Source organism: Variovorax sp. EBFNA2 (assembly GCF_033802765.1).
GTDB lineage: Bacteria > Pseudomonadota > Gammaproteobacteria > Burkholderiales > Burkholderiaceae_C > Variovorax > Variovorax paradoxus_H.
This window is the reverse complement of sequence record NZ_CP138496.1, coordinates 731511-745489: the sequence shown is the minus strand read 5'-3', so window position 1 is coordinate 745489 and position 13979 is coordinate 731511. Positions and strand designations below refer to the sequence as shown.

Annotated in this window: 9 protein-coding genes; 7 read left to right on the top strand and 2 right to left on the bottom strand. The window is 69.9% G+C overall.

The window, feature by feature from the left end; translation table 11 throughout:
- Positions 1-29: 29 nt before the first annotated feature.
- Complete coding sequence (locus RZE79_RS03295) at positions 30-1325, bottom strand: solute carrier family 23 protein (protein WP_319361079.1); 1296 nt, start codon at positions 1323-1325, stop codon at positions 30-32.
- A gap of 240 nt (positions 1326-1565) precedes the next feature.
- Here RZE79_RS03295 and RZE79_RS03290 point away from each other — a divergent pair, with 240 nt between their 5' ends.
- Positions 1566-2606, top strand: a complete 1041-nt coding sequence (locus RZE79_RS03290) for a LacI family DNA-binding transcriptional regulator (protein ID WP_319359000.1) — start codon at positions 1566-1568, stop codon at positions 2604-2606.
- A 7-nt stretch (positions 2607-2613) separates the two neighbouring features.
- Here RZE79_RS03290 and RZE79_RS03285 read toward each other — a convergent pair whose 3' ends face one another.
- The gene (locus RZE79_RS03285; RefSeq protein WP_319358999.1) at positions 2614-3972 is read right to left on the bottom strand and encodes a sorbosone dehydrogenase family protein; all 1359 of its coding nucleotides are present in this window, start codon (positions 3970-3972) and stop codon (positions 2614-2616) included.
- Positions 3973-4102: 130 nt separating this feature from the next.
- Here RZE79_RS03285 and RZE79_RS03280 point away from each other — a divergent pair, with 130 nt between their 5' ends.
- From RZE79_RS03280 to hemE, 6 genes are all read left to right on the top strand, one after another.
- Positions 4103-4876: an alanyl-tRNA editing protein gene (locus tag RZE79_RS03280; RefSeq protein ID WP_319358998.1), complete on the top strand. Its 774-nt coding sequence runs from the start codon at positions 4103-4105 to the stop codon at positions 4874-4876.
- 62 nt (positions 4877-4938) lie between these two features.
- Complete coding sequence (locus tag RZE79_RS03275; RefSeq protein WP_373696533.1) at positions 4939-7161, top strand: protein-disulfide reductase DsbD family protein; 2223 nt, start codon at positions 4939-4941, stop codon at positions 7159-7161.
- A gap of 124 nt (positions 7162-7285) precedes the next feature.
- Positions 7286-7978: a redoxin domain-containing protein gene (locus RZE79_RS03270; protein WP_319358996.1), complete on the top strand. Its 693-nt coding sequence runs from the start codon at positions 7286-7288 to the stop codon at positions 7976-7978.
- Between the two features lie 229 nt (positions 7979-8207).
- Positions 8208-11210: a transglycosylase domain-containing protein gene (locus tag RZE79_RS03265; RefSeq protein ID WP_373696532.1), complete on the top strand. Its 3003-nt coding sequence runs from the start codon at positions 8208-8210 to the stop codon at positions 11208-11210.
- A gap of 97 nt (positions 11211-11307) precedes the next feature.
- Positions 11308-12615 carry an MFS transporter gene (locus RZE79_RS03260; protein WP_319358994.1) on the top strand — a complete coding sequence of 436 codons (1308 nt, stop codon included), beginning with the start codon at positions 11308-11310 and terminating at the stop codon, positions 12613-12615.
- 43 nt (positions 12616-12658) lie between these two features.
- A complete protein-coding gene (gene hemE, locus RZE79_RS03255) occupies positions 12659-13768 on the top strand; it encodes a uroporphyrinogen decarboxylase (RefSeq protein WP_319358993.1) in 1110 nt (369 codons plus the stop codon).
- The last annotated feature ends 211 nt before the right edge of the window (positions 13769-13979 follow it).

Here is a 13979-nt window from a genome sequence, read left to right as displayed (position 1 = left end):
GGGAAAGGAAAGGGAGAGGCGCGCGTCGCTCATTGCGGCGACGGCGCGATGGCGGGGCTGTCGGCCTTCACGCGGTTGAACACCAGGTTGAGCACCACCGCCGTGAGCGAGCCCATGGCCAGGCCGTTGCCCAGCACCAGCTGCAGCGTGTCGGGAAAGCGGCTGTACAGGCCCGGCACGACGATGGGCAGCAGGCCCATGGTCAGCGCGCCGGCCAGCACGAACATGTTGCCGCGCTCGTGCAGGTCGACCTTGCGCAGCATGTCGATGCCCATGGTGCCGATGATCGCGAACACCACCATCGCGGTGCCGCCGACCACGGCCGACGGAATGGCGCTGGCCAGCCGGCCCAGCGGCGCCGACAGCGCGATGAGGACCAGGATCACGCCGGCCGCGGCCGTCACGTAGCGCGAGCGCACGTTGGTGGCGCGCACGATGCCGATGTTCTCGCCGCTGGTGATGATCATCGAAGTGCCGAAGAAGCCGCCTGCCAGCGACACCAGCGCATCGCCGCGGATGGTGCGCGGCACCACGTCGCGCGGATCGATCTTGCGGCCCACCACGTCGGCCACCGCCACGGTCTGCCCGGTGGCCTCGACCATCGAGATGATGCTGAAGATCAGGAGCGGCACGGCCGCCACGAGGTCGAAGCGCGGCATGCCGAAAGGCAGCAATGTCGGGGCGCTCCAGAAGGGGCCGGTGGCCACGCCGCTGAAGTCCATCAGCCCGCACGCCGCGGCCAGCACCGTGCCGGCCAGCAGGCCCAGCAGCACCGCGAGCTGGCCGAGCGTGCCCTTGAACACGCGTGCGAAGAGCACGGTGAAGCCGATGGTGGCAAGCGCCAAACCGATGTTCACCGGATCGGCAAACGTGGACGTGCCCGCCTTGCCCGCGATGATGCCGCCGTACACCTTCACGAGGTTGATCGACACCAGCAGCAGCAAGGTGCCGATGACGATCTTCGGAAAGAAGCGCAGGCAGCGCGCAAACACCGGAAGCACCAGAAAGTAGAACAGCGCCGTGAGGATCACCGCGCCCGAGGCGGTCTGCAGGTCGCGCTGCTGGGCGATGGTCACGAACATCACGATGGGCGCACCGCCCGGCACCATCACGAACGGCAGGCGCGCGCCGAACTTCCACGGCCCGAACGACTGCAGCAAGGTGCCCACGCCGCACAGCAGAAAGGTGGCGCTGATCAGATTGACCGTGAGCGCGGAGTCCAGCCCCAGCGCCTTGGCCACGAGGAACACGGACGTGATGGGCACGGCCGCCATCACCAGCACGTGCTGCAGGCCGAACAGCAGCAGTTGCGACAGGGGCAGCATCGCGTCGACCGGGGCCACCGAGGCGGTGGTTGCAGAAGGCGTGTCGACAGGCACGACAGAAGGCACAGCAGAGGCATCGGGAACACGGGACATCATGGAATCCTTGAACCGGGACCGCGCCCAAATCGATTTGGGCGCACTGGCAAAAAAAGCCGCCGAAGCGGGTGAAGTACATTCCGTGGCAGCGAGCCCCAAAACGATTTGGGAATTGAATCACCGCTTTTCGAAAAGGTCAACGGGATGAGCACCAATCCATCGCCGCGGGCAAACATCAAGGACGTGGCGCGCGAAGCAGGCGTGTCGCCGACCACCGTCTCGCACGCGCTCAACGCCCGGGGCCAGGTCGATGCTGAAACGCGCGCGCGCGTCGAGCAGGCAGCGCTGAAGCTGGGCTACCGGCCCAACCGCAACGCGCAGCGGCTGCGCACGGGCGAGGCGCACATGATCGTGCTGCTGTCGTCGATGCCGTTCGCGGTCGCCGGCGGCCCGTCGCGGCTCGGCTTCCTGATGGAAGTGGCGGCCGTGGCGGCGGCGGCGGCGCTCGACCGCCGGCTGGCGCTGGTGCTGGCGCCGCCCATGGAAACCGGGCGCGTGCCGATGGAACTGCTCGACGTCGACGGCGCACTGGTCATCGAGCCCTCGGCGGGCGACCCCAACCTGGCGTACCTGCTGCGGCGCGGTCTGCCGGTGGTGGCCATCGGCAAGCCCGCCGAAGAAGCGGCCGACGGACCGGCGATGCCGCCCTATGTCGACATCCACTCGGGCCAGACCACGCGCCTGCTGCTCGAACACCTGCATGACCAGGGCGCGCGCAAGGTCGCGATGATCCTCGGCTCGGCCGCGCGCAACTCGTATGTGGAAGGCCAGGCGGCCTACCAGGCCTTCGCCGCCGCACACGGGCAGGCGCCGCTGCTGTCGCTGGTCGACGAGGCCGAGGGCGAGAACGGCGGCCGGCAGGCCGCGCTGGCGCTGCTGGCGGCGCACCCCGACATCGACGCCTTCTGCGTGCCGGTCGACGCCTTCGCCTCGGGCGCGGTGGCAGCGGTTGTCGAATCGGGCCGGCGCATTCCCGACGACGTGATGGTCGTCACGCGCTACGACGGCCTGCGCGCGCGCACCTGCGTGCCGCCGCTCACGGCCGTCGACCTGCACCTGGACGAGGTCGCGCAGCAGGCGATTGCGCTGCTGTTCGACCACCTGCGCGGTGACACCAGCCGGCGCCGCGTCGACGGGCCGGCGGCGCAGCTGGTGCCGCGCCTGTCGTCGGCACGCCAGCGCTGATCGCGCCTCAGTTGGGCTTGCTGCGCGACACGCGCCACACCGCGTTGCCCACGTCGTCCGCCACCAGCAGCGCGCCGCTCTTGTCGAGCGCCACGCCGACCGGCCGGCCGTGGGCCTTTTCGTCGGCGCTCAAAAAGCCCGTGAGGATGTCGACCGGCGGCCCGCTCGGCTTGCCGCCTATGAAGGGCACGAACACCACCTTGTAGCCCGACTTGGGCTTGCGGTTCCACGAGCCGTGCTCGCCGATGAAGGCGCCGCTCGCGAACTCGGGCGGCATGCCGCGCGGGTTCGAGAACACCAGTCCCAGCGGCGCGACGTGCGAGCCCAGCGCGTAGTCGGGCGCCAGCGCCTTCGCCACGAGGTCGGGCTTTTGCGGCGTGACGCGCGCATCGACCACGCCGCCCCAGTAGCTCCAGGGCCAGCCGTAGAAGGCGCCGTCTTTCACCGAGGTGAGGTAGTCGGGCACGAGGTCGCTGCCGATTTCGTCGCGCTCGTTCACCACCGTCCACAGCGTGTTCGTCTCGGGCTCCCAGCCCAGGCCGTTGGGGTTGCGCAGGCCGCTCGCGAACAGGCGCTTCTCGCCGGTCTTCGCATCGACCTCCCAGATCGCGGCGCGGCCCTCTTCGGCCGCCATGCCGTTCTCGCCGATGTTGCTGTTGGAGCCGACCGTGACGTAGAGCTTGCTGCCGTCGGCATTGGCGATGACGTTCTTGGTCCAGTGGTGGTTGATGCCGGCGGGCAGCGCCGTCACGACCACCGGCTTGGCGCGGGCCGACGTGTCGCCTTCGGTGTAGGGCACCTTCACGAGCGCGTCGGCATTGGCGATGAAGAGTTCGTTGCCGACCAGCGCCATGCCGAAGGGCGAGACGAGGTCCGACAAAAACACCTGCTTCACCTCGGCCAGGCCGTCGCCGTCGGCGTCGCGCAGCAGGGTGATGCGGTTGGCGCTGGGCACGCCGGCGCCCGCGCGGCCCATGACCTTGCCCATGACCCAGTTGCGCACCTTCGCGATCGGGCCGCCGGTGTCGCTGCCTTCGGGCTTGGGCGGCTTGTTGCTTTCGGCCACCAGCACGTCGCCGTTGGGCAGGGTGTAGACCCAGCGCGGATGGTCCAGCCCGCGCGCCAGCGCCGTCACGCTCAGGCCTTCGGCGGGCGTGGGCGCGGCGGTGTCGGTCCAGCCGACGGCGGGCGCCACATTGACGGTGGGAATCAGCGTCTTGTTCGGATCGACGAGCTGTGGCCGGGGGCCGGTCGTGAGTTCGGGCGAGAGCTTGGCGGTCTCGCCGCAGCCGGCGACGAGCAGCACGGCGGCCATGGCCGCTGCGGACAAGGCGAGGCGAACGGGACGGTGCGGCAATGCGTTCATGCAGATTCCTTGCGCGGCGGACGGCCGCAGACCGCCGGATCATGCGCAATCGCATGGCGCGGGCGTGTCGGTCGTGGGCGCTTTCCGGCGTGCGCGCACCTCCTTCGCGCATCGTCGCTACCATCGCCGCATGACCGACGACCTGTTCCGCGCCGACGCCTACCTGCGCACCTGTGAAGCCCGCATCCTGCGCCTCGACGACACCGGCATCGTGCTGGACCGCACCGTGTTCTATCCGCTGGGCGGCGGGCAGGCCGGCGATGCCGGCGTGCTGGTGCTCGCCGACGGCCGCGAAATCGCCATCGCCGACACCCGCAAGGCCAAGGACGCCGAGGGCCTGCCGACCGCCGAGTCCGTCCACGTGCCCGCGCCCGACCAGGCCGAGCTGCTGGCCGCGCTGGCGCCCGGCGACACCGTCACCGCCCGCCTCGACTGGGAGCGTCGCCACCGGCTGATGCGCTTCCACACCGCGAGCCACCTGCTGTGCCACCTCGTGCCGGTGCCGGTGAACGGCTGCTCGATCACGCCCGAGTACGCGCGCATCGACTTCCACATCACCGACCCGCTCGACAAGGAAACGCTCACCGCTGGCCTCGCGAAGCTGGTCGAAGCCGCCCATCCGCTGACCGTGGGCGCCATCACCGACGCCGAGCTCGACGCCAACCCCGCGCTGGTCAAGAGCATGAGCGTGCAACCGCCGCGCGGCACGGGCACGGTGCGCACCATCCGCATCGGCGGCACGGGCGAAGACGGCGGCGCGCCGTCGATCGACTTCCAGCCCTGCGGCGGCACGCACGTGGCCAACACGGCGGAAATCGGCGCCATGGTCGTCACCAAGATCGAGAAGAAGAGCGCGACCACCCGGCGCGTGGTCCTGGGCTGGCCCGCGGCCACCGCCGTCTGAGCCCCCCGGAAAGACCCGGCCTCCAGGAACTTCGCCCCGCCCTCTGGCTCCGACTGACCGGCATGATCCTTTCGCGCATCTCTCTCGCTCCCTTTCTGATAGCTACCGCCGCAGCCTGCATGCCGGCTGCGGCACAGCTGGCCCCGAAAACCGGGGCCGTGGTCACCACCCCCCATGTGCGCGCCGAACTGGTCGCCCATGCGCCCGACGGCGTGGCGCCCGGCGCGCCGGTCTGGGTCGGGCTGCAGATCACCCACCAGCCCGAGTGGCACACCTACTGGAAGAACGCCGGCGATTCGGGTCTTCCGACGGAATTGAAGTGGACGCTGCCCGCCGGCGTCTCGACCGGCGAGATCGCCTGGCCGGTGCCCAAGAAGATCCCGGTCGGCACGCTCGCCAACTACGGCTACGAGAACACCGTGCTGCTGCCGGTGCCGCTCGAGGTCTCGACGCTCTACAAGCCCGACGTGGCGCTCACCGGCGGATCGCCGGCCATGGACATCAAGCTGCAGGCCTCCTGGCTGGTCTGCCGCAAGGAATGCATTCCTGAAGAGGGCGAGTTCACGCTCTCGCTACCCACGCGCGGTTCGACCGCGCTGAACAAGGCCGCCTTCGACACCGCCCTCGCCGCGCAACCGCAGCCGCTGGGCGCGCCAGGCGCCATCACCGTCGACGGCCAGCAGCTGAAGGTGCGCCTCGACGGCCTGCCCGCCGCGGCGCGCGGCAAGACGCTCGAGTTCTTCCCCGAAACGCCCGAGGTGATCCGCACCGCCGCCGTGTCGGGCAAGGACTGGACGCAGGACTGGGACGGCGCGACCTGGACCGCCACCATGCCGCTGGCCGACCAGCGCAGCGAAAGCCCCACCGTCATGCCCGTCGTGGTGGTCCTGGCCGAAGCCGATCGCCAGCCGGGCCAGCCCGTGGCATGGCGCGCCGAGGCGCCGGTGTCGGGCACCTGGCCCGCCGCCGCAGCCGCGCCGCGCGCCGCCGCGGTGTCGCCCGCGCTGCAGGCGGCGCTGGCGGCCAACGCGGCACAGGCCGTTGCACCTGCTGCTGCTGCGCAAGCCCAGCCCGCCGGCGCCTTCATGGTCGCCCTGCTCGGTGCATTGCTCGGCGGCCTGCTGCTCAACCTCATGCCCTGCGTGTTCCCGATCCTCGCGATCAAGGTGCTGGGCTTCGCGCGGCAGGCGGGCAACGCCAGCGCGCACCGCAAGGCGGGCCTGGCCTACACGGGCGGCGTGATGCTGTCGTTCCTCGCACTGGGCGGCGCCATGCTCGCGCTGCGCGCGGCCGGCGCGCAGCTCGGCTGGGGTTTCCAGCTGCAGTCGCCCGCCGTGGTGGCAGCGCTGGCGGCGCTCTTCACCTTGCTCGGCCTGAACCTGGCCGGCGTGTTCGAGTTCGGCCGCGCGGCGCCGCAGTCGGTGTGCAGCGCGCAGGCCAAGCACCCGCTGGCCAACGACTTCCTGTCCGGCGTGCTGGCCGTGGTGATCGCCTCGCCCTGCACCGCGCCGTTCATGGGCGCCTCGCTGGGCTTTGCCATCGGCCTGCCGGCCACGCAGGCGCTGATGCTGTTCGTGGCGCTGGGCCTCGGCCTCGCACTGCCCTACCTCGTGGCGGGCTTCGTGCCGGCCGTGGCGCGCCTGCTGCCCAAGCCGGGCCCGTGGATGCACACGCTGCGCCGCCTGCTCGCCTTCCCGATGTTCGCGACCGTGGCCTGGCTGGTCTGGGTGCTGGGCCAGCAAAGCGGCATCGACGGCGCGGGCACGCTGCTCGCGTTGCTGGTGTGCCTGGCTGCGGTGGTCTGGGCGTTCACGCTGCGCGGACGCACGCGGCTCGTGATCGCCACGCTGATGATCGCCTTCACCGCCGTGCTGGCCGGCGCCATCGGCCGCAACATCGTGCAGGTGCCCGAGCCGGCCAAGCTGGCCTCGGCACCGGCCGACGGCGACCGCTGGCAGCCGTGGTCCGCGCAGCGCGTGAGCGACTTGTCGAGCGCGGGCCGGCCCGTGTTTATCGACTTCACCGCCGCCTGGTGCGTGACCTGCCAGTACAACAAGAAGAGCACGCTGGCCGACGCCGAGCTGCTCGCCGACTTCGACGCCCGGCAGGTCGCCATGCTGCGCGCCGACTGGACCCGGCGCGACCCCGCCATCACCGCCGCGCTCACCGCGCTGGGCCGCAGCGGCGTGCCGGTGTATGTCTTGCAGGCACCGGGCAAGGCGCCCGTCGTTCTGACCGAGATCCTCAGCAAAGACGAGGTGCGCGCCGCGTTGGCAGCGCTTTGAGCGCCGATGCGGTGAATTGAAAAAAGATGACAACGCCGCTGTCATGGGTTGTCACACGCACTTGAAGAAACCGTTCTAAGCTGCAGTTGTTGTTTGGAATTTTGTTTTGGAGTTCAAGCTGGCCATGACGCTTTCGCCCACTGTCGACTCACGCTCCCTTCGTGCCGCGCGCCAGGCGCGCGCCGCCCTCAGCCGCGCATCCCGCCGCGCCGTCGTGGCCGCCGCCGTGGCGCTGGGCGCCACCTTCCTCATGGGCACCAACGCCTTTGCCGCGCCGGCCGTGGGCCAGCAGGCGCCCGATTTCGTCGCCGTCGACACCAGCGGCGCCAAGCACAAGCTGTCCGATTTCGCGGGCAAGTTCGTGGTGCTCGAATGGACCAACCCCGGCTGCCCCTTCGTGCGCAAGCACTACGGCAGCGGCAACATGCCGGCCACGCAGAAGGCGGCCACCGACAAGGGCGTGGTCTGGCTCGCGATCAACTCCACCGAGCGCGCCGCCAGCGACTACCTGAAGGCCGGCGCGCTCGACGCCTGGATGAAGTCGCAAAAGGCCGCGCCCACCGCCGTGCTGATGGACGAAGACGGCGTCATCGGCCAGGTCTACGGCGCGCGCACCACGCCCCACATCTTCATCATCGACCCCAAGGGCATGCTGGTGTATGCCGGCGGCATCGACAGCATCGCCTCGGCGCGCGCCGACGACATCAAGACCGCCACCAACTACGTGAACCAGGCGCTGGGCGAAGTGCTCGGCGGAAAACCGGTGTCGATGGCGAGCACGCGGCCGTACGGGTGTTCGATCAAGTACAAGAGTTGAACGCGCGGGCGCCTCGCGCAAGGTGACGCGCAGGCCTCTTCGTCTCGCGTCCTCGATGACACAGCCGCGCTGTGTCCAGGCCTGGAAACGGGCGCGTCCGTGCCCGGCCCCGCTCGCCCCTCCCGCGTCGAACCCGTCGGCCGGTTCATTCGGGCAGCAGCCAAATCGCCGCAAAAAGCGCATTATCGTCACTGACGAACCCACGGTGCGGACTGTTCGCGAGGCGAGCATGACAAGAAGGTTCAAGACGCTTTTCTGGGTCGGCGCTGGACTCGCCGTGGGGGGAACGCTTGCCGCGCTCGTGGCGAACGAGTTGAAGACCTCCCGGCTGCAATCGGCCCTGTGGCGCGACCTTGCCAGCGGTGCCAACTTCAGCGTCGACGCCGGTGCCAGCGATGCCATCCGCTTTCCCCGCAACGGACCCTACGACGAACGGCTGGGCTATCACCAGCTTCCCGGCTACATCGAACGCCTGAAGCCACAGGGCTATGCCGTCACCCGCCAGGCGCGCATGTCGCCGCGGCTGATCGAGCTGCAGGAACACGGGCTCTTTGCGCCCTACCGCGAGAAAAACCAGGCAGGCCTGACCGTGCGCGACTGCCGCGATGCGGCGCTGCTGCACACGCGCGTGCCGAAGCGCGCCTACGAGCGCTTCGAAGAAGTGCCGCCGCTGCTGGTGAGCGCCCTGCTGTTCGTCGAGGACCGCCACCTGCTGGACGCGCAGCCGCTGCAGCGCAACCCCGCGATCGATCCGGAACGCTTCGCGAAGGCGGCGCTCGAGCAGGCGCTGCGCGCGGTCGGCCTGGGCCAGTCGGCGACGGGCGGCAGCACGCTGGCCACCCAGCTCGAGAAGTACCGCCATTCGCCGCAAGGCCGCACCGGGTCGGTCGGCGAGAAGCTGCGCCAGATGGCGTCGGCCTCGCTGCGCGCCTACCAGGACGGTGACGACACGCTGGCGCGGCGCCGCCAGATCGTCGTCGACTACCTCGACACCGTGCCCCTGGCCGCGCGCCCGGGCCTGGGCGAGGTGCACGGCCTGGGCGATGGCCTGTGGGCCTGGTACGGACGCGACTTCGGTGAAGTCAACCGCCTGCTCGCCGACAGCGCGGAAGAGGCAGCGCCCACGGACGAAGCGCTCCGGCAGCAGGCCGAGGCCTTCAAGCAGGCGCTGTCGCTGATGATCGCGCAGCGCCGCCCGTCGCAGCACCTGCTGGGCGACGGCGCCGGCCTGGCGCGGCTGACCGACAGCTACCTGCGGCTGATGGCCGAGGCAGGCCTGATCACGCCCGCGCTGCGCGATGCGGCGCTGCCGCTGCCCTTGCACCTGCAGCCCCCGCTGCCGCCCACGCCCCGGCCCGACTTCGTGCAGCGCAAGGCCGCGAGCGCGCTGCGCACCCACATCGCCACGCTGCTCGACGTGCCGCGCGCCTACGACCTGGAGCGCCTCGACCTCGAGGCCGAGAGCAGCCTGGACGGCGAAGCGCAGGCGCTCGTGGCGCAGGTGCTGGCGGGCCTGCGGACACCCGCCGCGGCGAAGGCGGCAGGGCTGTACGGCGCCCACCTGCTCGACCCGGGTGCCGACCCGAGCCCGCTGGTCTACAGCTTCACGCTGTTCGAACGCAGCGCCGGGGCGAACCTGCTGCGCGTTCAGGCCGACAACATCGACCAGCCCTTCGACGTGAACCAGGGCGCGCGGCTGGACCTCGGCTCGACCGCCAAGCTGCGCACGCTGGTGAGCTACCTCGAGCTCGTGGCCGAGCTGCACGCGGGCTGGGTTGACCTGAGCCCCGCCCAGCTGTCGGCGCTGGCGCCGAACCCGCGCGACCCGCTGGGCGCGTGGGCGCGGCAATACCTGCTGCGAGCCAAGGATCGCCGCCTTGCGCCGATGCTCGAGGCGGCCATGGAGCGCAAGTATTCGGCGAACCCGGGCGAGTCCTTCTTCACGGGCGGCGGCCTGCACCAGTTCGAGAACTTCGAGCGCTCGCGCAACAGCAGTTCGATGACGGTGCGGGAGGGCTTCAGGCATTCGGTCAACCTGGTGTTCATCCGCCTGATGCGCGACCTGGTACGCCACCGCATGTTCGGCGGTGCGTCGGATGCCGAGCGCCTGCTGAAGGACCCTGCCGACCCGCGCCGACGCGAAATGCTCGCGCGCTTTGCCGATCGCGAGGGCTCGGCCTTCCTCGTCCGCTTCCATCGCAAGTACCAGCGCCTGTCGGCCACGGAGGCCGAAGCGCTGCTGCTGCGCGACCTGAGACCGTCGGCGCCGCGCCTGGCGAGCGTGCTGTTCACCATCGAGCCCGAGGCCGACGACGCGCGGCTCGACGCGCTTCTGGTGCAGCGGCTGGGCCGCGGCGCCGACTCGCCGCGCGCACTGGGGGCGCTGCGCAGCACCTACGCCAACCTGTCGCTGGCCGATCGCGGCTACGTCGCGCGCGTGCATCCGCTGGAGCTCTGGCTGGTCGGCTTCCTGCGGACGCACCCCGGCGCCTCGCTGACCGAGGTGCTGGATGCCAGTGCGAGCGAACGCCAGGAGGTCTATGCCTGGCTCTTCAAGACGCGCCACAAGGGCGCGCAGGACAAGCGCGTGCGCGAGCTGATCGAGCTCGACGCCTTCGCGCAGATTCATCGCTCGTGGCAGCGCGTGGGCTACCCGTTCGCATCGCTGACGCCGTCGTATGCGAGCGCGATCGGCGCGTCGGGCGACCGGCCGGCCGCGCTGGCGGAGCTGATGGGCATCATCGCGAACGACGGCGTGCGGCTGCCCACGCAGCGGGTCGGCGCATTGCACTTCGCGCGCGACACGCCCTACGAGACACGGCTGGAGCCGCACAACGCGAGCGCCGAAAGGGTGCTGCCCACCGAGGTGACCGCGACGCTGCAGCGCGCGCTGGTCGATGTGGTGACCGACGGCACGGCGCGGCGCTTGAAGGGCGCGCTCACGGACGAGAACGGCCGGGCCCTCGAGATCGGCGGCAAGACCGGCACCGGCGACCATCGCTACGAGCAAACCGACCGCGGCGGACGGGTGATCTCGCAGCGCAAGATCGACCGCTCGGCCACCTTCGTGTTCATGATCGGCGACCGCTACTTCGGCACCATCATGGCTTATGTGCACGAGCCCTATGCCGCGCGCTACCGATTCACGAGCGCGCTGCCGACCCAGCTGCTGAAGTCGCTGGGGCCGCAGTTGCTGCCCGTGCTCCAGCGCAACGGGTGCGGGGGAGATTGACAGGGCGCATTGACAGCTACCTGACTCCCCTCGTCAGGTCCCGGTCGGGAACCCCGACCTACCCTTGGGCCCACAACATCGCCCCAGGGGACACACCATGACTTCCGCGCCCGCCCACGCGCAGACCTCCTCGAAATTCGCCACCGTCCTGCGCGTGACCGGCGGCAACTTCATGGAGATGTTCGACTTCTTCCTGTTCGGCTTCTACGCCACGCAGATCTCGAAGGCCTTCTTCCCCGCGGGCAACGAGTTCGCGTCGCTGATGCTGACCTTCATGACCTTCGGTGCGGGCTTCCTGATGCGGCCGCTGGGCGCCATTTTTCTCGGCGCGTACGTCGACCGCGTGGGCCGCCGCAAGGGCCTGATCGTCACGCTCGCGCTGATGGCCGTCGGCACCTTGCTCATTGCCTGCGTGCCCAGCTACGCGACCCTCGGCGTCATCGCGCCGCTGCTGGTGCTGGTCGGCCGGCTGCTGCAGGGCTTCTCGGCCGGCGTGGAACTGGGCGGGGTGTCGGTCTACCTGTCGGAGATGGCCACGCCGGGCCGCAAGGGCTTCTACGTGAGCTGGCAGTCGGCCAGCCAGCAAGTCGCCATCGTCGTGGCGGCCGCGCTCGGCTACTGGCTCAATGTGACCTTCACCTCCCAGGAAATCGGCGACTTCTACTGGCGCGTGCCCTTCTTCGTCGGCTGCCTGATCGTGCCGGTGCTGTTCATCATCCGCCGCTCGCTGCAGGAGACCGAGGCGTTCATGGCGCGCAAGCACCGCCCCGACGCGCGCGAGATCTTCCGCTCGATGGTCGCCAACTGGGGCCTCGTGGTCGCCGGGATGATGCTGGTGTCGATGACCACCGTGTCGTTCTACCTGATCACCGTCTACACGCCCACCTTCGGCAAGGCCGTGCTGCACCTGAGCACCACCGACGCGCTCATCGTCACGCTGTGCGTGGCCCTCTCGAACTTCATCTGGCTGCCGATCATGGGCTCGCTGTCGGACCGCGTGGGGCGCAAGCCGCTGCTCGTCCTGTTCACCGTGCTGACCATCCTCACGGCCTACCCCTCGCTCAAGTGGCTCGTCGGTGCGCCGAGCTTTGCGCGCATGCTCGAGGTCGAGCTGTGGCTGTCGTTCCTTTACGCCAGCTACAACGGCGCGATGGTGGTGGCGCTCACCGAGGTGATGCCGGTCAGCGTGCGCACCGCCGGCTTCTCGCTGGCTTACAGCCTTGCCACGGCGCTGTTCGGTGGCTTCACGCCGGCCATTGCCACAGGGCTGATCGAGATGACGGGCGACAAGGGCGCACCGGGCCTGTGGATGACCGCCGCCGCGGCCTGCGGCCTGATCGCCACGCTGGTGCTGTACCGCCGCAACGTCGATCTGGCCGACGCGGGCCGCGTGCCCGCCGTCTGAACCGCCGCCGGCCGGCCCGCGGGGGCCCTGCGACAATCGGGCCATGCCTTTCGCCCCTTTGCAAAACGACACCTTCCTGCGGGCCTGCTGGCGCCAGGCCACCGATCACACGCCCGTCTGGCTCATGCGCCAGGCCGGCCGCTACCTTCCTGAATACGTTGCCACGCGCGCCAAGGCCGGCAGCTTCATGGGGCTGGCCACCAACACCGACTACGCCACCGAGGTCACGCTGCAGCCGCTGGCGCGCTACCCGCTCGACGCGGCCATCCTGTTCTCGGACATCCTCACGGTGCCCGACGCGATGGGCCTGGGCCTGTCGTTCGAGGCCGGCGAAGGCCCGCGCTTTGCGCGCCCGGTGCGCGACGAAGCGGCCGTGGCCGCGCTCGAAGTGCCCGACCTGGACAAGCTGCGCTACGTGTTCGACGCCGTGGGCTCGATCCGCAAGGCGCTCAACGGCCGCGTGCCGTTGATCGGCTTCTCGGGCAGCCCGTGGACGCTGGCCTGCTACATGGTCGAAGGCGCGGGCTCGAGCGACTACCGCCTCGTCAAAAGCATGCTGTACGGCCGCCCCGACCTGATGCACCGCATCCTCGCGGTCAATGCCGATTCGGTGGCCGCGTACCTCAACGCGCAGATCGACGCCGGCGCACAGGCCGTGATGATCTTCGACAGCTGGGGCGGCGTGCTCGCCGACGGCGCCTTCCACGAATTCAGCCTGGCCTACACCGCACGCGTGCTCGCCGGCCTGAAGCGCAACGGCCCCGACGGCCAGCCGGTGCCGCGCATCGTCTTCACCAAGGGCGGCGGCCTGTGGCTCGGCGCCATGCGCGCGCTCGACTGCGAAGTGCTCGGCGTCGACTGGACCGTGAACCTCGCGGCCGCACGCCGCCTCGTGGCCGAAGGTGCCGAGGACAAGGCCAAGGCGATCCAGGGCAACATCGACCCGAACGTGCTGTTCGCCCCGCCCGCCGCCATCGAGGCCGAGGTCGGCAAGGTGCTGCAGGCTTTCGGCAAGCCCCACACCGACCGCACCACGGCGGGCCCGACGCACATCTTCAACCTGGGCCACGGCATCAGCCAGTTCACGCCGCCCGACCACGTGTCGGCGCTGGTTCAGGCGGTGCACGACCAGTCGCGCGCACTGCGCGCCTGAGTTCACAAGTGTGATCTGCCGACCGCCCGGTTGGCAGACTCAGCGTCCCCAAAAGCCAGACGGCCGGCGTTTGTCAAGCCCTAAAACGGCCCCGGACGCCCGACTTATGCACAAAACGCGTGTTGCACTGCGCAAGATTATCTGAGGGGGCGTTCGTTCTGCTCCTAAACCAATAGCGACGCTAAGTGGTTGATTTATATAGAGTTTGATT